The sequence below is a fragment of the Rhodococcus sp. LMD genome, assembly GCF_056108245.1.
Genome location: NZ_CM148557.1, coordinates 3,516,285 through 3,541,168, shown reverse-complemented (window position 1 = coordinate 3,541,168; position 24,884 = coordinate 3,516,285). Strand labels below are relative to the sequence as shown.

At 71.4% G+C, this 24,884-nt stretch carries 22 protein-coding genes, 1 pseudogene and 1 riboswitch; of the genes and pseudogenes, 12 read left to right on the top strand and 11 right to left on the bottom strand.

What is annotated here, in order from left to right:
- Positions 1–21 precede the first annotated feature (21 nt).
- The 5 genes and pseudogenes from ACWPQI_RS16360 to ACWPQI_RS16340 all read left to right on the top strand — a co-directional run bounded on the left by ACWPQI_RS16360 (position 22) and on the right by ACWPQI_RS16340 (position 3,589).
- Positions 22–488, top strand: a pseudogene (locus tag ACWPQI_RS16360) (DIP1984 family protein).
- 505 nt (positions 489–993) lie between these two features.
- Positions 994–1,476: a hypothetical protein gene (locus ACWPQI_RS16355; RefSeq protein WP_010595545.1), complete on the top strand. Its 483-nt coding sequence runs from the start codon at positions 994–996 to the stop codon at positions 1,474–1,476.
- A gap of 118 nt (positions 1,477–1,594) precedes the next feature.
- Positions 1,595–2,116 carry a hypothetical protein gene (locus ACWPQI_RS16350; RefSeq protein ID WP_010595544.1) on the top strand — a complete coding sequence of 174 codons (522 nt, stop codon included), beginning with the start codon at positions 1,595–1,597 and terminating at the stop codon, positions 2,114–2,116.
- Between the two features lie 2 nt (positions 2,117–2,118).
- Positions 2,119–2,712: a YdeI/OmpD-associated family protein gene (locus ACWPQI_RS16345; protein WP_010595543.1), complete on the top strand. Its 594-nt coding sequence runs from the start codon at positions 2,119–2,121 to the stop codon at positions 2,710–2,712.
- A gap of 4 nt (positions 2,713–2,716) precedes the next feature.
- The gene (locus ACWPQI_RS16340; RefSeq protein WP_026137513.1) at positions 2,717–3,589 is read left to right on the top strand and encodes a sucrase ferredoxin; all 873 of its coding nucleotides are present in this window, start codon (positions 2,717–2,719) and stop codon (positions 3,587–3,589) included.
- 58 nt (positions 3,590–3,647) lie between these two features.
- On the opposite strand, the gene ACWPQI_RS16335 is transcribed toward ACWPQI_RS16340, so the two are convergent.
- From ACWPQI_RS16335 to ACWPQI_RS16310, 6 genes are all read right to left on the bottom strand, one after another.
- Positions 3,648–5,627, bottom strand: a complete 1,980-nt coding sequence (locus ACWPQI_RS16335) for an SDR family oxidoreductase (RefSeq protein ID WP_395705332.1) — start codon at positions 5,625–5,627, stop codon at positions 3,648–3,650.
- A gap of 32 nt (positions 5,628–5,659) precedes the next feature.
- Positions 5,660–7,783 (bottom strand): MMPL family transporter, encoded by a 2,124-nt coding sequence (locus ACWPQI_RS16330; protein WP_395705333.1) that lies wholly within the window; start codon positions 7,781–7,783, stop codon positions 5,660–5,662.
- Between the two features lie 57 nt (positions 7,784–7,840).
- On the bottom strand, positions 7,841–9,424 hold the full coding sequence (locus ACWPQI_RS16325; protein WP_395705334.1) for an ABC transporter permease: 1,584 nt from the start codon (positions 9,422–9,424) through the stop codon (positions 7,841–7,843).
- On the bottom strand, positions 9,421–10,338 hold the full coding sequence (locus ACWPQI_RS16320) for an ABC transporter ATP-binding protein (protein WP_010595537.1): 918 nt from the start codon (positions 10,336–10,338) through the stop codon (positions 9,421–9,423). The genes ACWPQI_RS16325 and ACWPQI_RS16320 overlap by 4 nt, the downstream gene beginning before the upstream one ends.
- Before the next feature lie 10 nt (positions 10,339–10,348).
- Positions 10,349–11,884, bottom strand: coding sequence for a multicopper oxidase family protein (locus ACWPQI_RS16315; RefSeq protein ID WP_059174395.1), 1,536 nt, complete (start codon positions 11,882–11,884; stop codon positions 10,349–10,351).
- Between the two features lie 173 nt (positions 11,885–12,057).
- Entirely contained in the window at positions 12,058–12,765 is a 708-nt protein-coding gene (locus ACWPQI_RS16310) for a ScbR family autoregulator-binding transcription factor (protein WP_010595535.1), read from the bottom strand.
- Between the two features lie 375 nt (positions 12,766–13,140).
- Between ACWPQI_RS16310 and ACWPQI_RS16305 the strand changes: the two genes are divergently transcribed.
- The 5 genes from ACWPQI_RS16305 to ACWPQI_RS16285 all read left to right on the top strand — a co-directional run bounded on the left by ACWPQI_RS16305 (position 13,141) and on the right by ACWPQI_RS16285 (position 19,069).
- A complete protein-coding gene (locus ACWPQI_RS16305; protein WP_010595534.1) occupies positions 13,141–13,719 on the top strand; it encodes a carboxymuconolactone decarboxylase family protein in 579 nt (192 codons plus the stop codon).
- Positions 13,716–14,579, top strand: coding sequence for an RNA polymerase sigma-70 factor (locus ACWPQI_RS16300; RefSeq protein ID WP_010595533.1), 864 nt, complete (start codon positions 13,716–13,718; stop codon positions 14,577–14,579). Before ACWPQI_RS16305 ends, ACWPQI_RS16300 begins: the two co-directional genes overlap by 4 nt.
- A gap of 77 nt (positions 14,580–14,656) precedes the next feature.
- Positions 14,657–17,917 (top strand): error-prone DNA polymerase, encoded by a 3,261-nt coding sequence (locus ACWPQI_RS16295; RefSeq protein WP_026137510.1) that lies wholly within the window; start codon positions 14,657–14,659, stop codon positions 17,915–17,917.
- 11 nt (positions 17,918–17,928) lie between these two features.
- Entirely contained in the window at positions 17,929–18,768 is an 840-nt protein-coding gene (locus ACWPQI_RS16290; protein WP_010595531.1) for a DUF4349 domain-containing protein, read from the top strand.
- Positions 18,761–19,069, top strand: a complete 309-nt coding sequence (locus ACWPQI_RS16285) for a rhodanese-like domain-containing protein (RefSeq protein ID WP_010595530.1) — start codon at positions 18,761–18,763, stop codon at positions 19,067–19,069. The genes ACWPQI_RS16290 and ACWPQI_RS16285 overlap by 8 nt, the downstream gene beginning before the upstream one ends.
- Positions 19,070–19,104: 35 nt before the next feature.
- Here the strand turns inward: ACWPQI_RS16285 and ACWPQI_RS16280 are convergent, their stop codons facing one another.
- From ACWPQI_RS16280 to ACWPQI_RS16270, 3 genes are all read right to left on the bottom strand, one after another.
- Positions 19,105–19,305, bottom strand: a complete 201-nt coding sequence (locus ACWPQI_RS16280; RefSeq protein ID WP_010595529.1) for a hypothetical protein — start codon at positions 19,303–19,305, stop codon at positions 19,105–19,107.
- A 229-nt stretch (positions 19,306–19,534) separates the two neighbouring features.
- On the bottom strand, positions 19,535–20,056 hold the full coding sequence (gene idi / locus ACWPQI_RS16275; RefSeq protein ID WP_040272413.1) for an isopentenyl-diphosphate Delta-isomerase: 522 nt from the start codon (positions 20,054–20,056) through the stop codon (positions 19,535–19,537).
- A 124-nt stretch (positions 20,057–20,180) separates the two neighbouring features.
- Positions 20,181–20,645 carry a tRNA (cytidine(34)-2'-O)-methyltransferase gene (locus ACWPQI_RS16270; protein ID WP_010595527.1) on the bottom strand — a complete coding sequence of 155 codons (465 nt, stop codon included), beginning with the start codon at positions 20,643–20,645 and terminating at the stop codon, positions 20,181–20,183.
- A 163-nt stretch (positions 20,646–20,808) separates the two neighbouring features.
- On the opposite strand from ACWPQI_RS16270, the gene ACWPQI_RS16265 reads away from it, so the two are divergent.
- Complete coding sequence (locus tag ACWPQI_RS16265) at positions 20,809–21,663, top strand: bifunctional methylenetetrahydrofolate dehydrogenase/methenyltetrahydrofolate cyclohydrolase (protein ID WP_010595526.1); 855 nt, start codon at positions 20,809–20,811, stop codon at positions 21,661–21,663.
- A gap of 4 nt (positions 21,664–21,667) precedes the next feature.
- Positions 21,668–21,970 (top strand): DUF3017 domain-containing protein, encoded by a 303-nt coding sequence (locus ACWPQI_RS16260; RefSeq protein WP_010595525.1) that lies wholly within the window; start codon positions 21,668–21,670, stop codon positions 21,968–21,970.
- A gap of 36 nt (positions 21,971–22,006) precedes the next feature.
- Here the strand turns inward: ACWPQI_RS16260 and metX are convergent, their stop codons facing one another.
- Complete coding sequence (metX, locus tag ACWPQI_RS16255) at positions 22,007–23,107, bottom strand: homoserine O-acetyltransferase MetX (RefSeq protein WP_029540125.1); 1,101 nt, start codon at positions 23,105–23,107, stop codon at positions 22,007–22,009.
- 23 nt (positions 23,108–23,130) lie between these two features.
- The gene (locus ACWPQI_RS16250) at positions 23,131–24,456 is read right to left on the bottom strand and encodes a bifunctional o-acetylhomoserine/o-acetylserine sulfhydrylase (RefSeq protein WP_234575025.1); all 1,326 of its coding nucleotides are present in this window, start codon (positions 24,454–24,456) and stop codon (positions 23,131–23,133) included.
- Positions 24,457–24,542: 86 nt separating this feature from the next.
- Positions 24,543–24,658: riboswitch (SAM riboswitch) on the bottom strand.
- Between the last annotated feature and the right edge of the window lie 226 nt (positions 24,659–24,884).

The window sequence follows — 24,884 nt, the reverse complement described above, 5'->3', positions numbered from 1 at the left end:
GCTCGTCTACGATTCGACGTCATGCGGCTGGCGGAGGCACTCGCCGAACGAGGCGAGCTGAAACGGCGGATCGAGCAGCTCGGCGCCCGGATCGTGGCCAATGCCCGATATCAGGAAGGGGAGGAGCCCGCCGAGAATGCCGGCGAGCTTCTCGAACAACTCACCGACGCCGTCGATCGGCATGCTCTGCTGATCGCCCGGATCAACAAGACGAACACCGCTACCCCGTCGGAGACCGGACCCTCACCGATGCGTTGGCCGAACGGGACGCTCTGCAGACGCGGCACCGTGCGCTGACCGCGGCCGCGGACGCGGCCTCGGGTGGCAAGGATCGATACGGGCGACAGCTCCGGTCCGAACTGGCATACGTCTCGGCGCTGTCGGTCCGGGACCTACGGCGCACCGCCGACGATCTGGCTCGCCGGATCCGGCGGGTGGACCTCGAGATCCAGCGCGTGAACTGGGAGGTCGATCTGATCGACGAGTGATCGTGGGCAGCAGGTACCCGGATCGGAAGCGAGCACACGCCGTGGGTCGCGGTGAATCGACCCGTCTGTATCCTCCGGCGCGCGGAGGGCAGCGCAGCGGGTTCGAGTCCCGCACACGGAGCAGCCCTGCACGACGCACGAGGACACGGTGCACGCCGGCACGGTTCATCACCACGTGCTGATCCGAATCGGGGAGGGCGGGGACGGGGCACCCACGAGCCGTCGGCCGGCTGAAGTGCAGACGCAGTCAGTGTGATGCAAATCACATTCGCGTCCTCCGGGGTGCCGGCTGCGCCACCGGCGGCACGGAATCCGCAGGACAGGACGCTGTCGAGGCATCGTTGCGGTGTCGGTTCGCCGACAACGGTTTGACTCCCGCGGACGGCGGGAATGGTGTCTGGTTGCCGTCCCCCCGGCTCCGGCGGCGATTGGCAACGACGGGTTGCACGGCCGAAGATGATTGATACCGTCCGAAACACCTACTTCTTCGACGAGAGGAGCGCACATGCGCAGCACGACGAAACGACTCGCTGCCACCGTGATCGCTGCGGGTGTCGGCGTGGGGCTCGGCGGCGGTGTGGCCGCGGCCGCGCCCGAGGGCGGAAAGCACGATGGGCCGGTGCGGTACTGGGCCGACGGTAAGGACGACTGCTCCGTCGACTTCACGATCGAGAACGACACGGCCCTCGAGAACTTCACCATCGACTTCGTCGTCGACGACGAGGTGCCCACCGGCACGGACTACGGCACCGGGCCCACCGGTCGCCTCGCCGGACTGAAGTCCGTCCCCAATGGCACCGTCACCCACAACGTGCGGCTCGGTACTGTCGAGCAGCTTCCGACGTTGCCGAATCCGTTGGCGGACTCGCACGTCGTGAAGTACCGGATGATCCTCGGGCCCGAGCAGGACTACATGGATATCGGCACGTGGCACCAGACGACAATCCGCGGCTGCAACCCGATCACCAGCGGCTCCGCCGGCCTGTGACGGATGCCCCCGCAGCGCGAGCGCGCTGAGCGCCGACCACGTGAAGCGGGTGCCCGGCCGGACCGATCGAGCGGTCCGACCGGGCACCGCGCTGCCGGCCGGACGTTAGGATCGCCGCATGGCACGGACCGCGCACGACCGTCGCCTGCTGGTCGCCGCAGCGGTATTCGCGGTGTCGCAGGCCAACATCGCCCGAGTGCTCGGCCCCGCCGCGCCGGCAGTCGGACGGATCCAGACCGCCTTCTCCGCAGCGGCGTACCGCCGGGTTCTCGACGGACTCGATGCGGACGCTGTCGCGCGGTATCGCCGACACTACTACTGGGACCTGGTGCATCCCTTGATCTTTGCCATCGCACTGCGGGCCGGGGCGCGATCGCTCGCCGACCACCGGCCCGTTCCTGCGCGCATCCGCCGCGCCCTCGCCCTCGCCCCGGCGGTGGCCGCGTCCGCGGACTACGTCGAGAACGTCGCGGGTCTGTACCTGCTCGACCACCGGGACCGCATCACCGACACCACCGTCCGGGCGGCGACAACGGTCAGCACCGTGAAGTGGGTGCTCGCGCTCGGCTCTCTCGCCTACCTCTCCCAGAGCTTCCTCGGTCTGTGGACGCGGTCCGGCCTGCGCCGGCTGGGGAGATGACCATGGCCGACGAGTTGCCCGTCGAGTACTTCCCCGACCGGGAGTCCTTCGCCACCTGGCTGCGTGAGCACCACACCGATTCGCCGGGCATCTGGGTCGCGCTCGCCAAGAAGGGATCGGCGCATCCGTCGGTGAGCTACGCCGAGGTGGTCGAGGAACTGCTGTGCCACGGCTGGATCGACAGTCAGGCGCGCAGGCTCGACGACGACTTCCGCCTCCAGCGCATCACGCCGCGCCGGGCCCGCAGCCCGTGGTCGCAGCGCAACCGCGAACTCGTCGAGCGCCTCGAGGCCGAGGGCCGGCTGAGCGCAGCCGGGGCCGCGGAAGTCGCCCGCGCCCGCGCAGACGGTCGCTGGGAGCGCGCCTACCCCGGCCAGGCGACCGCGCAGATGCCGCAGGACTTCCTCGACGCCCTCGCGGGCAATCCCGCCGCGCGGGCCTTCTACGACACGCTCGACGGTCGCAACCGCTACGCGATCGTCTATCGGTTGCAGGCCGCGAAGCGCCCGGAGACCCGTGCACGCCGCATCGAGGCCTTCGTGCGGCAACTTGCCGAGGGCCGTCGCTTCCACGATCAGCCCGGACGGACACAATGAGCGGGTGAGCCCTGCATTTCCTCCCACCTGCTCCGCGGCCTCTGCGCTCGACGAGCCATTGCCCGGCACCGCCGCCACCGCTCCGGGCTGGGTGTGCCTCGAGATGCCGTCCGGCTGGGGGCGCGACGTCCTCGACGGTACCGCTCTCGGTCCCGACCTCGCCGGCGAGTTCTCGGCCGCGGCCGACGCCGCCGGCGTGCGGCTGCTGTTCATCCGGCGACCCGGACGCGACACGTCGCGTCCCGGCGGCGCCCGCACCGTGTTCCTGGCCCGGTCCGATCCGGGCAGCAGCTGGTGTGAGCGGCTCGAGGTCGGGGAACCGAAGGAACTGCTCGATCTGATCCCGCGCGTCGTCGCCGGTCCGGCACCCGGCCTCGGCCGCGCGGTGAGCCGGCCCGTCGCGCTGGTGTGCGCCCACGGCAAGCGGGACCGGTGCTGCGCTGTGCTGGGGCGTCCTGTGGCTGCGGCGCTGGCCGCGGAGTTCGGCGAGGATGTGTGGGAGTGTTCGCACACCGGCGGGCACCGGTTCGCACCCTCGCTGATCCTGCTGCCCACGGGCTACACCTACGGCCGGCTCGACGTCGCGCAGAGCCGGGACGCCATGGCGGCCGCCGCCCGCGGCGAGGTGTACCTGCCGGGGCTGCGGGGGCGCAGCAGCTGGTCCGCGGCCGGGCAGGTCGCCGAGATCGCGGTGCGCGAACGGGTGACCGCGGACGCCGATGCGTTCGTCGTCGACGAGAGCGACGCCGCAACGGTGGTGCGGCACCGCGACGGCCGTCACTGGCGCGTGCGGGTCGAGGCCCGGCAACTGCCGCCACGCCCGGTCAGCTGCGGCGCCGATCCGAAGCCGGTGCGACCACTGGTGGCGATTCTCTAGCGGTGTGCCCTTTGGGCGGTCCCAGCCGCCCAAACGGCACACCGGCGGCGCAGCCGCCTCACCAGTGCACGCCGGGCAGCAACCGGCCGACCCGGCGCAGCACCGCGGGGTTCGGCAGCATCGGACGGGGCAGCGTCCGCAGCTGCGGGGGCGTGTCGGACTTCTCGCCGCGTGCGGCGGGCGCGTCGGGGTAGGCGTGGTAGTAGAGCGCGAACATCCGATCCCGCAGAGCCGGGGCGAAGAGACCGGCGAACTCACCGACGGTGCCGATCGGCACGTCGATGCGTTTGGGCCGCTCGACGAGGGCCCGGATCACCATCTGCGCGGCGTCCTCCGGGCTGATCGCCGGTCCCGGGTTGTACGACCCGGTGGGCTCGATCATGGGGGTCCGCACGAGAGGCATGTGGAGGGTGGTGAACGTGATTCCGTCGTCCCGCGTCTCGGAGGCGGCGACGTCCGCGAATCCTTCGAGCGCGGACTTCGAGGCGATGTACGCCGCGTATCGCGGGGTGCGGGCCTGTACCCCCGCGGTGCTGATGTTCACGATGTGTCCGAAGCGGCGCGCCCGCATGTGCGGCAGCAGGGCCAGGGTCGCCCGCACCGCGCCGAAGTAGTTGACCGCCATGGTGCGTTCGAAGTCGTGCAGTCGGTCCGTCGAGTGGTACAGCCCGCGCCGGATCGAGCGGCCCGCGTTGTTGACCAGCATGTCGATGCAGTCGTGCTCGGCGAGGATCGCCTGCACGGTGTGCTCGACCGCAGCCGAGTCGGTGACGTCACACGGATAGGCGTACGCACTGCCGCCGTCCGCGCGGATCGCGGCGACGACCGCGTCGAGTTCCTCGGCGCGACGGGCGAGGGCGAAGACCACGGCACCCTCGCGGGCCGCGGCGATCGCGGTGGCGCGTCCGATCCCCGAGGAGGCACCGGTGATCAGCACGTGCCGTTCCACGAGCGGTCCGCGCGGATCGTCGCGGCGGGCCCGGTCGGGGTCGAGGTGCTCGCGCCAGTAGCGCCACAGCAGCGGGGCGTACCCGGCGAACTCGGGCAGCGTGATCCCGCTGCCGCGCAGGGCCTCCCGGGTGTTCCGGTCGGTGAACCGGCTCGGGAAGGTCAGCTGGTCGAGCACGACCGGGGGGATGCCCGCCCGGCGCAGCACGAGACGACGGACGGCGTCCAGGCCGGGAAGCGCGCTGCTCGACAACAGCGGACGCACCAGCGCGCCGGGCACACCGGCGACGGGAACGGGGGCTCCCGCCGCGGCGGCCAGCGCCGCGAACACCTCGCGCACCGGCTGTGGGCGCGAGACGAGGTGGAAGGTGCGCCCGTCCGATCCGGGACGGTGCATGAGTTCGACGATCGCGGCCGCGACGTAGTCGACCGGCACCAGGTTGGTGTCGCCGAGGTCGGGCAGGACCAGTGGCAGCCGGGACGGCAGCGCCGCCAGCGCGGCCAGGGCGGGAAAGAAGTAGTAGGGACCGTCGATCTTGGTGATCTCGCCGGTGGTGGAACTGCCCACGATCACCGACGGCCGGTAGATGCGCCGGCGCACCGGGCTCGCCCGGACCGCCTTCTCGGCCTCGAACTTGGTGCGGTGATACGGCGACGGGAAGCGCTGGCCCAGGTCGAGGTCGTCCTCGGCGAACGTGCCGCGGTGATCACCGGCGACAGCGACGGACGAGACGTGGTGCAGGGTCGCGCCCAGTTCCAGTGCGAGCGTGATCACCGCGCGCGTACCCGCGACGTTCGTGGTCGCCTGCTCCTCGCCGACGGTCAGGTCGTAGATCGCGCCGAGGTGCAGGACGTGCTCGGCCGGCGGCACCGTGGCGGGGTCGAGTCCGAGTCCCGGTTCGGTGAGATCGCCGAGCAGCGCGTGCACCCGGGACCCACCGCCCAGACGCCTGCGGAGGGCCTCGAACTTCGGCAGCGACGCCGGCCGGACCAGCACATGGATGTCGGCGTCCGGCCGGGTCCCGAGCAGTCGGCCGAGCACGTGCGTGCCGAGGAAACCGGTGCCGCCCGTGACGAGGTACGTGGCCATGGCCCGAACCTACTGCAAGGTAAGAACGGATTCTAGTGTCCGATGCCGACCTTCGCGTGCGCCCGTTTCATCCACGCCGGTGCCCACCAGTTCGCCTCGCCCATCAGCTTGACCAGCGACGGCACCAGCAGCATCCGCACCACGGTCGCGTCGATGATCAGCGCGAGGATCATCCCCACCCCCAGGAACCGCATGATCGACAGTCCCGAGATCGTGAACGCGCCGGTCACCACGATCAGCAGCAACGCCGCCGAGGTCACCACCCGGCCGGTGCGCTCGGTGCCGAACCGTACCGCCTCCTCCGTGCTCGCCCCGGCGGCCCGGGCCTCAACCATGCGCGACATCAGGAACACCTCGTAGTCGGTGGACAGGCCGAACACCACCGCCAGGATCAGCACCACGAAGCTCGGCTCCAGCGGACTGGGGGTCACGCCGAGCAGCTCCGCTCCGTTGCCGAGCTGGAACACCCAGGTGAGCACGCCGAACGTGGCGGCCAGGCTCAGACCCGCCATCGCCACCGCCTTGAGCGGGAGCACCACGGACCCGAATGCCAGGAACAGCAGCACCAGGGTGGAGAGCACCATGACCGCGATCATCGCCGGCATCGAGCGGGCGATCGCGGCATTGCTGTCGTCGACCATCGCCCGGCCGCCGCCGACGAGCAGGTCGGTGCCCGGCGGGGGCGGCAGATCCCGTAGCTCCCGGACGATCTCGCTCGCCTGCGGCGTCTCCTCCACCCCCTGGGCGTACAGCGCCTGCAGGACCACGACGTCGTTCCGCGCGGCGACGGTGACGGTCTGCGCGATGCCGTCCACGTCCGCCGCCGCGCGGGATACCGCCGTGACCGCGACCGCGGCGGGTGCGGAACCGTCGTCGCCCCGCAGCACGAGCGTGACGCCGTTGCCGGTGGAGGGGAACTCGTCGAGCAGTGTCTGGGTGGCGGCACGCGCCGGGTCACCCGCGGGCAGGGCGGTGTACTCGATCTCGCCGAAGGAGGCGCGCAGCAGCGGCGTGGCGAGCAGCAGCAGACCGGCGGTGATCGTCACCGCCACCAGGGCCGGCCGGCGCATCACCTTCGTCACCACCGACCCCCAGAAGCGCCGGGCCCGGGCCTCGCCCCGCCGCGCGGCGCCCTCACGCCACGTCAGCGCGTTGATGCGGTGCCCGAGTATCGCCAGCAGCGCGGGAATCGCGGTGAGCGAGAGCACCGCCGCGCTGAGCACGGCGGCGATCGCGCCGAGACCCAGGGACCGCAGCAGCGCCTGCGGGAACACGAGCATTCCGGCGAAGGCGCACATCAGCAACAGCCCCGAGAACATGACCGTGCGGCCCGCGGTGAGCACGGTGCGACGCGTCGCGGAGGCCGGGTCGGCGCCGGAGTCGAGCTCCTCCCGGAAACGGCTGACGATGAACAGGCCGTAGTCGATCGCCAGGCCCAGACCGATCAGCGACGTGACGTTCAGCGCGAACGAGCTCACCTCCGTGTACATCGTGAGCAGACGCAGCGTCGCCAGAGCGCTGAGGACGGCGAGGACCCCGACGAACACCGGGACCGCCGCCGCGACGAGACCGCCGAAGATGAACACTAGCAGCACCAGCGTCACCGGAAGAGCAATCGCCTCCGCGAAGAGCAGATCGCGCTCGAGCCGGGTGGTGAACGCGACGCCGACGACCGAGTTCCCCGCGAACTGCGCGTCGACACCGGGGACCTCGAGTCTCGGGAGCAGACCCTGGAACGTCGTGACGGTGATCTCCGAGCCGGGCTCGAGGGTGACGGCCGCCGCCGCGCTGCCGCCGTCCTTCGACAGCAGCAGCTGCTTCGCCGGTGGCGTGGCCGACCAGTAGGAGTCGACCGAACGGGTGGGTACCTCGGCCGCGAACCGATCGAGCACCGCGGTCACCTCGGGTCCGATGTCGGCGACGGTGCGCCCGGGTGGCGGGGTGTAGATCGCGATGATGTCGGCGGTCTGGGGACCGAAATTGTCGTCCACGATGCGCTGCACCTCGGCCGATTCGCTGCCGGGGTCGTAGAACCCGCCCTGCGAGAGTCGGCCGAACACCCCGGTGCCCCAGACGCCCGCGAGCACGACGACGACGACCGCCAACCCGAGCACCCACCAGCGCCGGTCGACGACGAATGCGGCCCAACGGTTCATGCGGTGCTCCGTTCCCGGTGACGACCCGATGCTCCGCGACTGTAGTGCGACCGGTCCTCAGCCGACGTCCCGGCGCCGGAACCCCGCGAACCCCACCGCGGCGAACAGGGCGGCCACGGCGGTGAGCACGGCGAGCCCGAGCCACTGCGGTGGTGCCGCCGTCACCACGGGCACGTGCCGGAACGGACTGATTCCCAGAATCCAGTTCCACAACCGGAACAGCGGGCCCAGGATCGTCAGCGCGAAGGCGGCGACCACACCGAGCCAGCCGAGCATCCGCGCCCGGGGCCGGGCGCCGATCACCGCGACCGCCAGCCCGACCAGCACCCACACCGCCGGAATCGTCACGAGCGCCTGCCGGATCAGATCCCCGGCCGCGATCCGTCCACCCCGCGCCGACGAGACGTACGCGAACAGCGTCGCGCCCACGAGCAGCGCCGCCGCGGGGGCGAGCAGCGCGACTCCCGCGTGCGATGCGAAGTACCGGGTCCGGGTCAGGGCCCCGGCCAGCACCGGTTCGACGCGCAGCGCCAGTTCCTCGGCGCGCAGCCGCATCATCACCTGGACCCCGAACACGGCGGCGACGATGCCCATCAGCTGCAGCATCGTCACCACGAAACCGAAGACGAGCGAGCCGCGTCCGCTCCCGAGCAGCGAGCCGAGCGCCGGGTTGTCGGCGAAGACCTCCGTGAACGTGGTGGACATGAAACCGAACACCACTCCGAGCGCCACGAACACCGTCGTCCACGCGGCGAGCGCGCCGCGGTGCAGACGCAGCGCCAGGCCCCACACGTTCGTTCCCGCCCCGCCTTCTGCGGGCCCCGGCGACGGCGCGATCACACCGACCCCGAAATCGCGCCGGGCCTGCAGGACGAACGCGATCAGCAGCAGTACCGCGGTCAGCACGAGGCAGGCCGCCAGGGGCCACCAGTCGTTTCCCGCCGCCGGGCGAACCTGCTGCACCCAGCCCAGCGGGGTCGTCCAGATCGCCCATCCGTCGGGGGCGACCACGTCGACGTAGGCGCGCACCAGCAGACAGGCTCCGAGCACCCCGATCGCCAGGGTGGTGGCGGTGGGCGCGTAGGACCCCAGCTGGGCGGTGACCGCGGCGAGCGCGCCGAACACCAGCCCGGACGCGGTGAACGTCGCGGCCAGCGTGACCGAGTCGGCGACACCGCCGCCGACGAGGATCGTCGCGCCCGCACAGACGACACCGAGCGCGACGGAGGCCAGCGACGACCACGCGACGGCCGTCGCCAGCCGGGCCTGGCGGCCGACGACGCCCGAGGCGACGAGTTCGGCCTGACCCGAATCCTCGTGGGCGCGGCTGTTGCGGATGACGGCCAGGATCGCCATCAGGGCCGTGAAGAACGCGCCGAGCGCCCCGGCCCGCCACGCGTTGAATCCGTCCGCGTAGGTCAGGTCGCGCGCCGGGCCGAACACGACCCGCAGCGCCGGGTTCGCGCCGAGGGTGGCATCGAGGGTGCGGCGGCTCGCCGCGTCCGGGAACACCCAGTCGTAGGCGAGGACCGACGACACCGACAGCGCCGTGACGAGCACGATCCACGGCGCGACGTTGCCGCGGTCCTGCTCGGCGGTGGCCCGCAGCAGCGGCCGCATCCCCGTCCACGAGGCCCTCACGTCGGGGCCTGCCCGTCGCGGCCGTGCCGGTGATAGTGCCGCAGGAACAACTCTTCGAGGGACGGTGGCGAGACGGTGATGCTGCGGATGTCGTTGCGGCCCAGAGCCGCGAGCACCGGGCCGGCGTGGCCGTGCTCGACCGCGCAGTGCACGCGCGGGCCGTCGATGCGCACGTCGTGGATCCCGGGCAGCGCGGTCAGTGCCGCCGGGTCGGCCACGGGGGCGGCGAGGACAGCGTCGATCGTCGAGCGCAGATCCGCACGCATGTCCTCGAGCGTGCCGGTCTCGACGACCCGGCCGTCGCGGATGATGCTCATCCGGTCGGCGAGCGTCTCGACCTCGCTGAGCACGTGGCTCGACAGCAGGACCGTCCGCCCGCGCCGCTTCTCCCGGGTGATCTCGTCGTGGAACACCGCGGACATGACCGGGTCGAGCCCCGAGGTCGGCTCGTCGAGCAGCAACAGTTCCACGTCCGAGGCCAGGGCCGCGACGAGCGCCACCTTCTGCCGGTTGCCCTTCGAATAGGTGCGGCCGCGTCTGGTCGGGTCGAGTTCGAACCGGTCGAGCAGGGCCGCGCGGCGCCGCCGGTCGAGTCCGCCGCGCAACCGGCCGAGCAGATCGATCGCCTCGCCGCCGGTCATTCCGGGCCACAGGCTCACGTCGCCCGGCACGTAGGCGAGCCGTCGGTGCAGGCTCACCACGTCGCGCCAGGGGTCGCCGCCGAGCAGCCCGACGTGCCCGGCGTCCGGCCGGAGCAGACCCAGCAGGACCCGCAACGTGGTCGACTTGCCGGCCCCGTTGGGGCCGAGGAAACCGTGCACCTCGCCCGCGGCGACCTCCAGATCCAGGCCGTCGAGCGCAGTGAAGCGTCCGAATCGCTTGACCAGTCCCTCGATCCGGATCGCGGACGTCATGGGACGCACGCTACTCGTGGACGGCGGTGTGGGCGGGCGGTTCGGGTGGCGGTCCCGCACCCGGGTCGACGACGACGAACTGCCCCATCATGCCGTCGTCCTCGTGCCGGAGCAGGTGGCAGTGGTACATGTACGGCGCCGCGGGATCGGGGTGACCGGTGAACCGCATCAGCAGCCGGACGGTGCGCCCCGGTGCGATGTAGACGGTGTCCTTCGGGCCGGACAGGGCGGGGTGGCCGTCACCGAGAACGCGGAAGCTCGTCCCGTGGACGTGGAAGTTGTGGATCGTGCCGCTGCTGTTGCGGACCTCCCACACCTCCGTGGCGCCGGCGGCGACGGTCTGGTCGATCCGGGACATGTCCGTTTCGCGGCCGTCGATGGTGCCGGAGCCGGTGAGGTCCAGGTGCCGTGTGACGGCGGGGGGACCGGGATCCTCGTGGGTGACCGGTTCCCCCTGCACCTGCGTGCTGGGCGTGAGCGTGCGCGCGGCGCGCAGCTCGAGGATGTCGAACTCGTCGTCACCGCCGGAGAACCTGGTCTGCCAGAAGTCCGCACCCAGGTCCGGCGGGGTACTGCGGAGCACGGTCGTCGCGCCCGCGGGCAGCGCGACGACGATCTCGGCGCGCTCGCCGGGGGAGAGCTGGATGCGGCGCATCGGTGCCGGATTCGTGAGCGGGCCGCCGTCGGTGCCGACGAGCAGGAACGGCAGACCGGTGTCGAAGGAGAAGTTGTACACGCGAGCGTTGGAGGCGTTGAGCAACCGCAGCCGGATCCGCTCGGCGGTGACGTCGAGGTAGGGCCGCGGGGTGCCGTTGACGACGATCTCGTCGCCGAGGAGGCCGACGGCGGCGAACATCGCGCCGTCGGTGGCGAGTTGGTCACGGTCGAACCGCTTGTCCTGCACCACGAGTGGGATGTCGTCGATCCCGTACCGGTCGGGCAGGGGTGGACCGCCGGCCGGGTCGTCGAGCAGGAACAGTCCGGCGATCCCGCGGTAGACGTGGTCGGCGGTGGTGCCGTGCGGGTGCGGGTGGTACCACAGCGTCGCGGCCGGCTGGTCGATCGTCCACTGCGGACTCCACGTCGCCCCCGGGGCGATCGGCTGGTGCGGGCCGCCGTCCACGGCGGCCGGCAGGTGCATGCCGTGCCAGTGCAGGGTGCTCGCCTCGTCGAGCTCGTTGGTGACGTTCACCCGGACCTGTTCGCCGCGGCCGGCACGCAGCGTCGGCCCGAGGTACGACCCGTTCACGCCCCAGGTCCGGGTGCCGGGACCGTGCCCGAGGTCCGTGGTGCCGCGCTGCATGGTCAGGTCGAACACGCGGACCCCGTCGGGTGCGATCGTGCTCGTCGCGAGCGGCGGGATGCGCAGCGCACGGTCGAAGGTGACCCGGCCGGTGGTGTCGACCACCGCCGAGTTCCACGCGTGCGCGACGAGGCCGCCCGCGATCGCCGTGAGGACGACGATCACGGCGACGAGCGCGCCGGAGAGTTGCAGCAGGACCCGCTTCACGAGATCGATACTGCTGCGGCGGGCGGGGCGGCACATCCGGGCACACACCGGAAATCGGACTGGGGGACAACCCCGAAAGGACCGGTGTGCGCGGGTGCTCCCGGCGGACCGAACGGGGGGGTTCCTCTGACGAGCGGGTGGTTGCCGGGCCCGAGGCTCGGCCGGTGCCGCGGGAACCGCCTTCTCGTCGCGAACCGGCAGGGGACCCGTCAGCGCGCAGAGCGGATCGCCGGGATCCGATCGTGCCGATCGGCCCGGACGATGCTGGGGAGCAACAGCTCCCACATCTGGTCGAGGCGGGCCTCGAGGTCCGCGCGGTCGGCGAGAACCATCGACAGCAGGTACACCCCCGCGACGGAGGAGACGAGGAACCGGGCGTGCGCGGCCGGGTCCAGTCGGGCGCTCAGTTCCTCTTCGTCCGACGCACGCCGGAACAGGGCTTCGAACACCGTGATCCAGCTTCGGTAGGCCTCGCGGTCGGCGCGTTCGTACTCGCCGGTCAGCCGCAGTCCGGCCTGGACGATCAGATCTTCGCTGAACAACCGTCCGAGCGCATGGGTGAGCGCGACCAGCTGCTCGAGGGCGGGGCCGTCGGCGTGCAGGACGGTGCCGATCGCGGCACGGGTGCGCTGTTGCTGTTCGCTGATCAACGCTTGCACCAGGGCGTCCTTGGTGGGGAAGTGGAAGGTCAGTGCTCCCTTGGTCACTTCGGCCGAGGCTGCGGCCTCGGCGAGGGCCGTGCCGTGCACGCCGTTGTCGGCGAACAACCGCGCGGCGGCGAGAAGGATCTGCTGTCGGGTCCGGATCGCGCGCTGCTGGGCCGGGCGCCCGACCGCGGGAGCCTCGGACGGCGGATTCGCAGCGGCCGGAGTGGCTGCCGGCTCGACGGTCGGTGCACCGACGCAGTCCCGGGTCATCTCCACTCCTCGCATTGTCGGCCGCCCTGCGTGACCGGGTGCGGACCGGGGGTGGTCCGTTCGGGCCGGCCCCCCGAGCCTGCCCGAACGGACCCTCACCCCTCCGCTCCCTGCGGTGCCACCAGAGGCCCGTCCGTGCCGCGGCACAAGGCACGTCCCGGAGGTCTGTCTCTGGAAGCGCTCCCAGCATACCACCGAAAAACCAGTCGTCCGGTTTTGGCGGCACCCACGCCGGTGGAGTGCTCGACGGCTGTCCCCTGCCGGGAGCCGTCCCTCGGCAGCGATTTCCGGCCCGGTGAATTCCGGCTCGAATGTCACATTCGATTCGTGGCCGGTGTCTCCATGCCGAGAGAGCAAGCAACCGAAGGAGGAATCATGACCAGCAGCACCAGGATCCCGAAGGCGGAGCTGACCGGCATCTACGGCGCGCTCGTCGAGCGGATGTCCCGGAAGATGCTCGGGGACGTGCCCGAGGGGGTGGGGGTGATGTGGCACAACCGGAAGGTGCTGAACTTCGGCTTCGGGGTCGGTCGCCGGATCCAGAAGTGGGACCGGTGTGACGAGAACCTGAAGTCGTTCGCCCACATGGCGGTGGCCAGCCTGGTCGGGTGCAGTTTCTGCCTGGATCTCGGCTACTTCCATGCCCACAACAAGGGGTTGGACGTGGCGAAGGCGCGTGAGGTGCCACGGTGGCGTGAGTCGGATGTCTTCACGCCGCTGGAGCGCGACGTCATGGAGTACGCCGAGGCGATGACGCAGACGCCGCCGACGGTCACCGACGAATTGTCGGCCCGGCTGCTGGAGGCACTCGGCCCAGCCGCGCTGGTGGAGCTGACCGCTTACATCGCGCTGACGAACTTCATGACCCGCTCCAACACCGCGTTCGGCATCGAGTCGCAGGGGTTGTCCGCCGCCTGCAATCTCGAGCCGCTCGCCGTAGCGTCGAAGTCGTGACCGACGACCCGTTCGTCGCCCACCGCAACCTGCTCTTCACCGTCGCCTACGAGATGCTCGGCTCTGCCGCCGACGCCGAGGACGTCGTCCAGGAGACGTGGCTGCGGTGGGCGGATGTGGACCGGACGCAGGTGTGGGACGCGCGGGCCTATCTGGTGCGGATCGTCACCCGGCTGGCGCTCAACCGGCTGCGGGCATTGGCGCGGCAACGCGAGGAGTACGTCGGGGAATGGCTGCCCGAGCCGCTGCTCACGACTCCCGACGTGGCCGAGGACGCCGAACTCGCCGAGAGCGTCTCGATCGCGATGCTCACCGTGCTGGAGACCCTCGGTCCGGTCGAGCGGGCAGTGTTCGTCCTGCGTGAGGTGTTCGATACGCCCTACGACGAGATTGCCGAGGCGGTGGGCAAGACCCCGGCCGCGGTCCGGCAGATCGCCCACCGTGCCCGCCGGCACGTCGCGGCGCGGCGACCGCGGATGCGGGTGGAGCCGGCCGAGCAGCTGGCGGTGGTCGAGAAGTTCATGACGGCCCTCGCGACGGGCGATGTGCAGGGCCTGATGGAGGTGCTCGCCCCGGACGTGGTGGCGATCGCCGACGGCGGCGGGGTGGTGCCGGCGGCCCGGAAGCCGATCGCCGGAGCCGAGAAGCTGGCGGCGCTGCTGATCCGCCTCGCCCAGGCCCCGGGCTTCGTGGCGGCCGGTGCCTGGCTCAATGGGATGCCGGGCGCACGTTTCGAGGTGGAGGGCGCAGCCGCTGCGGTGAGTCTGGTGGTGGAGGACGGCCGGATCACCCGCCTCTACGCGGTCAACAACCCCCACAAGCTGGGGCGGCTGGGAACGTCGGCGGAACTGCGGCGGTGACCGTCCCGCCCGGCGGGCCGCGCAATTCGAACATATGTACGATGAGCGAGGACGGTCGAGCCGAAGGCGGTGCGGGGATGGGCTGGGGGAGTGGGCCGCCGACCTGGTCGGAGCTCGAACGCGTGTTGTCGGGCCGGCCCCGACGCGACGTGGAATTCCCCGGTGACGGCAGCGACAGTCCCGCCTGGTCGCGCACCCGCGGAGAGTACGAACCGCGCGTCCGGCCGCCCGACGGGCCCGTCGTGCCCTACGCCGAACTGCACGCCCACTCGGCGTTCAGCTTCCTCGACGGTGCTTCCGGTCCCGAGGAACTCGTGGAGGAGGCGGTGCGTCTCGGCCTCGAAGCCGTTGCGCTCACCGACCACGACGGTCTCTACGGCGTCGTGCGCTTCGCCGAAGCTGCCCGCGAACTGGGGATGCGCACCGTGTTCGGCGCCGAACTCTCCCTCGCCGCCGGAGCGCCGGACGAGACGCACCTCCTGGTCCTCGCGCGCGGGCAGGAGGGGTATCGGCGGTTGTCCCGCGAGATCGCCGCCGCGCATCTGACCGGTGGGGAGAAGGGCCGGCCGCGCTACGACTACGACGCGCTCACCGATGTGGCCGGCGGGCACTGGCAGATCCTCACCGGCTGCCGCCGCGGGCACGTCCGCCGAGCCCTCGAGGTCGGGGGCCCCGAGGCGGCCGAGACGGCCCTGTGCGACCTCGTCGAGCGCTTCGGCGCCGACCGGGTCACGGTCGAGCTCACGCACCACGGCCTCCCCGAGGACGGCGAACGCAACGCGTTGCTCGCGGAACTCGCCGATCGCCGAGGTCTTTCGTGCATCGCCAGCACCGCGGCCCACTACGCCACGCCGGACCGCCGGCGACTGGCGACAGCGCTGGCCGCCATCCACGACCGGCAGAGTCTCGACGAAGCCGCGGGCCGGCTCCTCCCGACCGGGGGCGCCCACCTGCGTTCCGGCGCGGAGATGGCGCACCTGTTCGCCGCCCACCCCGGTGCGGTCCGCCGGGCCGCCGAACTCGCCCGGGACTGTGCGTTCGACCTGCGGCTCATCGCCCCGAACCTGCCCCCGTTCGACGTACCCGAGGGGCACACCGAACTCAGCCGGCTGCGCGAACTCGCCCTGCACGGGGCGCGGCACCGTTACGGCACCCCCGAGGACGATCCGGCGGCCTACCGGCAGATCGAGCACGAACTCGATGTCATCGGCCGGCTGAACTTTCCCGGCTACTTCCTCGTGGTGCACGACATCGTCACCTTCTGCAAGGACAACGACATCCTCTGCCAGGGGCGAGGTTCGGCCGCCAACTCCGCCGTCTGTTACGCCATCGGCATCACCAACGTCGACCCGGTCCGCAACGAGCTGCTCTTCGAACGCTTTCTGTCCCCGGAACGCGACGGACCCCCCGACATCGACATCGACATCGAGTCCGACCGGCGGGAGGAGGCCATCCAGCACGTCTACGCCAAGTACGGGCGGACCCACGCCGCTCAGGTCGCCAACGTCGTCACCTACCGCGGCAAGTCCGCCGTCCGCGACATGGCGCGGGCCCTCGGCTACGCGCAGGGCCAGCAGGACGCCTGGAGTCGCCAGGTCACCAGGTGGCACGGCGTGGAACAGGAGCCCGACACCGACATCCCCCCGTCCGTCCTCGCGCTCGCCGCACAGGTCGAAGGACTGCCGCGCCACCTCGGCATCCATTCCGGCGGGATGGTGATCTGCGACCGTCCCGTCGCCGACGTGTGCCCGGTCGAATGGGCCCGGATGGCGGGCCGCACCGTGCTGCAGTGGGACAAGGACGACTGTGCCGCCGCGGGACTGGTGAAGTTCGACCTGCTCGGACTGGGCATGCTGTCCGCGCTGCACTACATGATCGACCTCGTCGCCGAGCACGAAGGAGTCACGGTGGATCTCGCTCGTCTCGATCTCGCGGAGGAAGGGGTATACGAGATGCTGCGCCGCGCCGACGCCGTCGGGGTGTTCCAGGTCGAGTCCCGCGCGCAGATGGCCACCCTCCCGCGCTTGAAGCCACGCGTCTTCTACGACCTGGTGGTCGAGGTGGCGCTCATCCGGCCGGGTCCCATCCAGGGCGGGTCCGTGCACCCGTACATCCGGCGCCGCAACGGGCTCGAACCCGTCACCTACGACCATCCCTGCCTCGAGAAGGCCCTGAAACGCACCCTCGGGGTGCCGCTGTTCCAGGAGCAGCTGATGCAGATGGCTGTCGACGCCGCCGGGTTCACGGCGGCCGAGGCCGACCGGCTGCGCCGGGCGATGGGGGCCAAGCGTTCGACCGCGAAGATGGAACGGCTGCGCGGCCGGCTCTACGACGGCATGCGCGAGCGGCACGGCATCACCGGCGACGTTGCCGACCGTATCTACGAAAAGCTCTATGCCTTCGCGAATTTCGGTTTCCCCGAGAGTCATTCGCAGAGCTTCGCGGCCCTGGTGTTCTATTCGGCGTGGTTCAAGCTGCATCATCCGGCGGCATTCTGTGCGGGCCTGCTGCGCGCGCAGCCGATGGGGTTCTACTCCCCGCAGTCCCTCGTCGCCGACGCCCGCCGTCACGGTGTCGTGGTCCACGGACCGGATGTGAACGTGAGCCTCGCCCAGGCCACCACCGAGAACCGCGGCCGGGACGTGCGTCTCGGCCTCGGCGCGGTCCGCCACCTCGGTGACGCGCTCGCCGAACGGATCGTCGCCGAGCGCACGGCGCACGGCCCCTACGCGTCGTTCCCGGAACTGTCCCGGCGGGTCGAGCTGAGCACCGTCCAGGCCGAGGCCCTCGCCACGGCGGGAGCCCTCGGGGGCCTCGGTATCACCCGCCGGGAGGCGCTGTGGTCGGCGAGCGCGGCTGCGGCGCAACGGCCGGACCGGTTGCCCGGCGTCGGCGCGTCGACGCAGGCCCCCGCACTGCCCGGCATGAGCGATGTCGAGCTGGCCGCCGCGGACGTGTGGGCGACGGGGATCTCCCCGGACAGCTATCCCACCCAGTTCCTGCGCCCGCAGCTCGACGCGCTCGGCGTCGTGCCGGCGGCGCAGCTGCTGCAGGTCGCCGACGGGGCGCGGGTGCTCGTGGGGGGCGCGGTCACGCACCGGCAGCGACCCGCGACCGCCGAGGGCGTGACCTTCCTCAACCTCGAGGACGAGACCGGGATGGTGAACGTGGTGTGTTCCGTGGGGCTGTGGGCGCGGTACCGCACGCTCGCGCACACCGCACCGGCGCTGCTGGTACGCGGACGGGTGCAGAACGCGGAGGGAGCGGTGACGGTGGTCGCGGACCGGTTGCAGCGCATGGATCTGCGCATCACCGGAAAGTCCCGCGACTTCCGTTAGCATCCTGCGGCATGCGACGCCCGCTGGTGATCCTGCTCGCCCTGCTGTTCCTCGCCGGATGCGCCGGAGGCGGCGAGGGGGCGGGTGACGGAACCGCGGCCGCACCACCGCAGCCGTCCCTGTCCGACGGCACCCGCGAATCGGCACCTGCGGACGCGCAGCCCACTTCGCGCAAGGAGATCGTCACCGGGCACCTGGTGCTGCGTGCCGGCGATCCGGTCGCTGCCGGACGACAGGTGGTGACGCTCGTCGAGGCGGCCGGCGGCCGGGTGGACTCGGTCACCGAGCAGCCGGGCGCCGCCAGTGTGCTGACCGTCCGGGTGCCGGCGGACCGGCTCACCGGGACGATCGAGGACATCCGCGGGCTCGGCGACGTGACCAGCCTGACCACCACCCGCGAGGACGTCACGCTCCAGTACACCGATCTCGAGGCGCGGATCGCGGCCCTGCAGTCGTCGGTGGACCGGTTGCGCGCGCTGATGGCCTCGGCCGCGACCACCGCCGACCTCATCGAGGCAGAGAACGCGCTGGCGCAGCGTCAGAGCGAACTCGACGGTCTCGTCGCCCAGCAGCGCTACCTCGCCGACCAGATCGAGCTGTCCACGCTGACCGTGGAGATCTCGGCGGAGCGCCGGGCGGACCGGGACAGTTTCGTGGACGGGGTCCTCGCCGGATGGGGTGCGTTGCGCTCGGCGCTGGCCGGGTCGGTGGTCGCTCTGGGGGTCGCGTTACCGTGGGTGGGGTTTCTCGCCGTGTGCGCAGCCGTCGTCTACGTGGTCGTCCGGCTCGTCGCGCGGCGGGGCAGACCGGAACCAGTCCCGAACCCGGAGAGGAACGACCAGGATGCGTGAGGTCGGCCTGGCCACCCTGGACACCGCGCTCGCCGCCGGTGCCCCCGTCATCGACGTCCGTGAGCGCGACGAGTACCTGCAGGTGCGGGTGCCCGGGGTGACGCTCATCCCGCTCAGCGAGTTCGTCGCCCGCGCCGACGAGATTCCGGACGCGGACACGGTCTACGTGATCTGCGCGGTCGGTGGACGCAGTTCGCAGGCCGCCGGCTATCTGGTCGGACGTGGCATCAACGCCGTGTCGGTGACCGGCGGAACCGTGGCCTGGCAGCAGTCCGGCCGCGACGTGGAAGTCGGGGTCTGACCGGGCGCGCTCGCACGGGAGCGTCCGGCCTGCCGTCAGATCGCGGCGGCGACGATCGCCACGGCGCCTGCCACGATGGCGGCGAGGGCGACGGCCAGCAGCGCGGAACCGACCATGGCCACGGCGACGAGCGCACCCACGACCGTGAGGACGCCCGTGAGGGCGACGCCTGCGTGTGGATCCTCGAGCAGTGCCGACGGATTCTTCGGACGGTGGGGAAGATGTGGTGCCGCCATGTCTGTTCTCCGAGTCGTTCGTCCGACTGCCGGGCGGCGAGCGCGTCGCCGGGTGCCCCGGAATCGGTCCGGATACCGAGAGTCCCCGGCGCCGGTGTCACGGCCGACGCGGGAAAATCACGAAATGATAACGACGTATAACGATTCGATGCGGAGTCCGTTCTTCGTGCAGCGCAACGAGAGGCGGGACATCGACGTCCGGGCCGTCGCCCGGGACGGAGCCGCCGGCCTACCGGGCCAGCGACGGTAGCACCGCGCCGAGGACGTGCGGCATCCACGGCGCGAACACCTGGGGGGACTGCTCCACGTCGCGCACGACCTCGGTGAGGGACTGGAACCGCACCTCGGCCACCTCGCTCGGGACGGGACGGGGCGCCGTGTGCACGCGTCCGACGACGACGTGGTCGAATTCGTGCTCCATGAGCGACGAACCCGGATCGTGGGCGGAGTAGACGACCGAGGCCACCTCTCGCAGGCCCGACGGGTGCACACCCAGTTCCTCCCAGCTGCGCCGGGCCGCGGCCTCGAGCACGCTCTCACCCGGGAGCGGATGCCCGCAGCAGCTGTTGGCCCACAGGCCGGCGAAGTGGTATTTGTCCAGGCTCCTGCGCTGCAGCAGGACGTTGCCGTCGGCATCGAGCAGAAACGCCGAGAAAGCACGATGCAGCGGAGCCGGAGGGCGGTGCGCTGCCACCTTCTCGGCCGTTCCCACTTCCCGACCGTCGCGGTCGACCAGCACGACAAGAGTCACGACGTCTCCACCTCCCCGTTCCACGTTCCCACAGTTGCGGCGTTTCCCCACGACGAGGCTCCGCGCGGCGTCGAAGGGGATTCGGGGCCGTCCCCGGCGCGGATGGGTCCGTTGCCCGGCCGGTTCAGACGGCCCCCGCGAAACCGTGCTGACGCCACGCCTCGTACGTGACCACCGCCGCCGCGTTCGACAGGTTCAGCGAGCGCCGGCCCGGCAGCATCGGAATCCGCACCCGGGTCGTGACGTGGGGATCGGCGAGCACCTCGTCGGGCAGTCCCGTGGGTTCCGGCCCGAAGAGGAACACGTCGCCGGGCCGGTACTCGAGCGCGGCATACGACACGCTCGCATGTGCGGTGAATGCGTACACCCGCTCCGGCCGCAGCGCGGCCCACGCGGTCTCGAGGTCCTCGTGCACGCTCACCGACGCCAGATCGTGGTAGTCCAGGCCCGCACGCCGCAGTTTCGGCTCGGAGAGATCGAATCCGAGCGGCTCCACCAGATGCAGCTCGCAGCCGGTCCCGGCCACCATGCGGATCGCATTACCGGTGTTGGGTGGGATGCGCGGCTCGTAGAACATCACTCGGAACACCGATTCAGCTTGCCAGCCGCACCTCCGGCGGTGCCGCCGGGGACCGTCCACGCCCGGGGCGGACGGCCGTGCGGTGCCGGACGCGCGGCTGTCCGGGTACGCGAGCACCTCCGCCGGTGAGGCTGCGTCCGACGTTGCCGGGCGACCTGAGACAATGGTGGTCGTGACTGCGACGATCCTGGACGGCAAAGCGACCCGCGACGAGATTTTCGAGGACCTGAAGGCCCGCGTGGCCGCGCTGAAGGCGAAGGGCATCACCCCCGGGCTCGGCACCGTGCTCGTCGGCGACGACCCGGGATCCGCGGCGTACGTGCGCGGCAAGCACAACGACTGCGCCAAGGTCGGCATCAACTCGATCCGCCGCGACCTGCCCGCCGACACGACGCAGGAGCAGCTCGACGCGGTGATCGACGAGCTGAACGCCGACCCCGGCTGCACCGGCTACATCGTGCAGTTGCCGCTGCCGAAGCACCTGGACGAGAACGCCGCCCTCGAGCGCATCGATCCCGACAAGGACGCCGACGGTCTGCACCCGATCAACCTCGGCCGCCTGGTTCTCGGCAAGGAGGCGGCCCTGCCGTGCACGCCGCGCGGCATCGTGCATCTGCTGCGCCGGTACGAGGTCCCGATCGCGGGTGCCCACGTGGTGGTGGTGGGCCGCGGCGTCACCGTCGGCCGCCCGATCGGGTTGTTGCTCACCCGCCGCAGCGAGAACGCGACGGTCACCCTCTGCCACACCGGCACGAAGGATCTCGCGGCGGAGGTACGGCGTGCGGACATCGTCGTCGCCGCTGCGGGTGTGCCGGGACTGATCACCGCGGACATGGTCAAGCCGGGTGCGGCGGTCCTGGACGTGGGGGTGAGCCGGACCCCGGAGGGCCTGCGCGGCGACGTGGCCGCCGACGTCGGCGACGTGGCCGGGTTCCTCTCGCCCAACCCCGGTGGCGTCGGACCCCTGACCCGTGCGTTCCTGCTGGCGAACGTGGTCGAGCGAGCCGAACAGCTCGCCGGCCGCTGAGCCCGTGGTGCACCTGGCCGGCGCGGAGCGCTGGTTGCGGCTGGCCCGGCGGAACCTACCGCTGCTGGCGGTGACGGTCGTCATCGCTGCGGCGGTGATCCTCGTGGTGGCGGACCGGTGGCGTCGTGGCGCGTTCGTCTTCGGCAGCGCCACCCTGCTCGCCGGTCTGCTGCGCCTGTGGGTCCCCGAGGACGAGGTCGGGGTGCTCGCCGTGCGCAGCCGGGCCTTCGACGTGTCCGCGCTCCTCGTCGTGGGCGGACTCGTCATCGCGCTGGCGGTCTCGATCGATCCGCTCGGCACCGGATGAGCCGCCGGGCCGCGGCGGCCCGGCGGCGCGCGGCCCTCAGCCTCGTGCGAGGGTGACGAGCTCGGTCAGGAGTTTGGCGACGGCGCCGGCCTCGGTGAGGAAACCGTCGTGACCGTCCCGGGACTCGAGGACGCGCAGCCCGTCGCAGCCCGGCAGGCCGTCGGCGATCTCCTGTTGCAGGCGCAGCGGATACAGGCGGTCGGAATCCACACCGGCGACGATCGTCGGTACCGGGGTGGAGCCGAGTGCCGCGGCCACACCGCCCCGCCCGTGTCCGACGTCGTGCCGATTCATGGCCTGGGTGAGCGCGACGTACGTACCGGGGTCGAACCGCGCGACGAGTTTGTCGGCCTGGTGCTCCAGGTAGCTCTGTACCGCGTATCGCCCTCCGTTCCAGGGGTTTTCGCTTCCCTGGGGGGAGTTCGCGAAGCGGGTGTCGAGTTCGCCCTCGGTCCGGTAGGTCAGGTGCGCGATCCGCCGTGCGATGCCCAGCCCGGTCCGCGGCACACGTCCGGTTCCGTAGTAGTCCCCGCCCTGCCAGTCCGGGTCGGCGGTGATGGCGGCGATCTGCGTGGTCTGGGTGCCGATCTGGTCGGCGGTGGCGCGGGCCCCGACGGCAAGGACGAGGGCCGCCTGCACCCGTTCCGGATACCCGATGATCCACTCGAGCGTCCGCATGCCGCCCATCGACCCGCCGGTCACGGCCGCCAACCTGTCGATGCCGAGCGCATCGGCGAGCGCGACCTCGGCGGCGACCTGGTCGCGCACCGTGATGCCGGGGAACCGGGAGCCCCACGCCTTGCCGTCCGGGGCGGGCGAACCCGGTCCGGTGGTGCCGCGGCAGCCGCCCAGCACGTTCGTCGCCACAACGCACCACGTGTCGGTGTCGATCGGCGCGCCCGGACCGACCATCCCGGTCCACCAGCCGGGCGACGGGTGTTCGGGTCCGGCCGGCCCGGTCACGTGCGAGTCCCCGGTGAGGGCGTGTTCGACGAGGACGACGTTGTCGCGTGACGGCGACAGCCGGCCCCATCGCTGCACCGCCACCGTCACGTCGGGCAGGGTGGCGCCGGACTCGAGCGTCAGCGGCCCGATGTCGACGGTCCCGAGACGGCCGTCCTCCGGCGGCAGTTCCACGTGGCGCCGGTCGACGCGCGCCGTCAAGACGCGACCGCCTCGAGGCCGGTGGTGAGGTCGGCGAGGATGTCGTCGATGTGTTCGATGCCGACGGCGAGGCGGACCTGGCCGGGGGTGACGCCGGCGGCGAGTTGTTCGGCGGCGGTGAGCTGGGAGTGGGTGGTCGAGGCGGGGTGGATGACCAGCGAGCGCACGTCGCCGATGTTGGCGACGTGGCTGTGCAGGGTCAGCGCGTTCACGAACTTCTTGCCGGCGTCGACGCCGCCGGCGAGTTCGAAGGTGACGATCGCGCCGGTCCCGCGCGGGGCCAGAGCCCGGCCGCGCTCGTACCAGGGGGAGGAGTCGAGGCCGGCGTAGGCGACGGCGGTGACCTCGGGGCGGCGGGCGAGGAAGTCGGCGACCCTGCCGGCGTTGGCGACGTGGCGTTCCATGCGCAGGCTCAGGGTCTCGAGGCCCTGGGCGATGAGGAAGGCGTTGAACGGGGAGACCGCGGCGCCGAGGTCGCGCAGCAGTTGCACGCGGGCCTTGAGGGCGTAGGCGGGGGCGCCGAGGTCGGCGTAGACCACGCCGTGGTAGCTGGGGTCGGGGGTGGTGAACTGGGGGTGGCGGGCGGTGCCGTCGGGTCCGGCGGCGGTCCAGTCGAAGGTGCCGCCGTCGACGATGACCCCGGCGATGGCGGTGCCGTGGCCGCCGAGGTATTTGGTGGCCGAGTGCACGACGATGTCGGCGCCGTGCTCGAGGGGGCGGATCAGGTAGGGGGTGGCGACGGTGTTGTCGACGATCAGCGGCAGGGCGTGCTCGTGGGCGACGGCGGCGACGCCGGGGATGTCGAGGAGGTGGTTTTTGGGGTTGGCGATGGTTTCGCCGTAGAAGGCGCGGGTGGTGGGGCGGACGGCGGCGCGCCACTGGTCGAGGTCGTCGGGGTCGTCGACGAAGGTGACCTCGATGCCGAGGCGGGGCAGGGTGTAGTGCAGCAGGTTGTAGGTGCCGCCGTAGAGGTAGGGGCTGGCGACGAGGTGGTCGCCGGCGGCGGCGAGGTTGAGGATGGCGTAGGTCTCGGCGGCCTGGCCGGAGGCGAGGAGCAGGGCGGCGACGCCGCCCTCGAGGGCGGCGATGCGTTGTTCGACCGCGTCCTGGGTGGGGTTCATGATGCGGGTGTAGATGTTGCCGGGTTCGGTGAGGCCGAACAGGGCGGCGGCGTGGTCGGTGTTGTCGAAGGTGTAGCTGGTGGTCTGGTAGATCGGCAGGGCGCGGGCGCGGGTGTCGCCGCCGGCGGGCTGTCCTGCGTGGATCTGCTTGGTCTCGAAGCTCCAGCCGTCTTCGCGCCGGGTGTTCTCGCTGTCGGTCATGATGTCCTTACTGGCCGTGGTCGGGAGGTCGGGGCGGCTAGTGACGACAGCTCATGATCACAACCCTCATGACGAATACCTCCATCGGACCGGCTTGTCGTGCGGCGTGTCGCCGGACGACCGGGTCATCACCCGGAGCACCCCACCCTGGCCGGAGGGTTGCCGACCAGCAAGCCGGGGCTTCACGCTGGTACTCATGACCTGGCGCGAGTCTAGCGGCTCGGACGGACGCTTCGGTAGGCGACCCGTGCCTGCCGGGAGAGGGCGCCTGAGCAGGTGAAAGTTACCCGCGGGTAGCCGGGGGTGCGCTTGGCGGACCGGGGCGATAGCAGTACGCTCGTCTTGTTTGGACCGTGTTCCGCACGTGTGAGCACGCCATAAATGGTTCATTGAGCCGACCACGATCGCACCCACAAAGTGGGATCGAC